This is a genomic window from Mesorhizobium sp. Arg314 (genome assembly GCF_053714275.1).
This window is the reverse complement of sequence record NZ_JBSKBP010000292.1, coordinates 1-348: the sequence shown is the minus strand read 5'-3', so window position 1 is coordinate 348 and position 348 is coordinate 1. Positions and strand designations below refer to the sequence as shown.

General features: G+C 64.7%; 1 protein-coding gene. It reads right to left on the bottom strand.

Features of this window, described 5'->3' with window-relative positions:
• A partial coding sequence (locus ACWGS9_RS35550) for a zinc-binding dehydrogenase (protein ID WP_454509526.1) occupies positions 1–348 on the bottom strand: 348 nt, incomplete at both ends.

The window sequence follows — 348 nt, the reverse complement described above, 5'->3', positions numbered from 1 at the left end:
GACCGCCAGGCCATCTGCAGGTCGAATATCCGTCGGTCCGACGGCTGTCACAAGCGTTCCTCCGGCCCGGATCAGCGATGCGGACCGCTTCTGAACATCGCCACCGATGACATCGAACACCAGATCGATGCTGCCGATGTCTTCCAGGCTGTCGTTCCCAAGGTCGACGAAATCATTTGCGCCGAAGTCGAGCGCCTTCTGTCGGTCGGCGGCGCGTCCGGTGCCGATGACATAGGCTCCCGCCTCTCGTGCAAGCTGCGTCACGACCGAACCGACGGCGCCGGCCGCGCCATGCGCAAGCACGCTCTGCCCAGCCTGAAGACGGCCATGCTGGAACAGGCCCTGCCA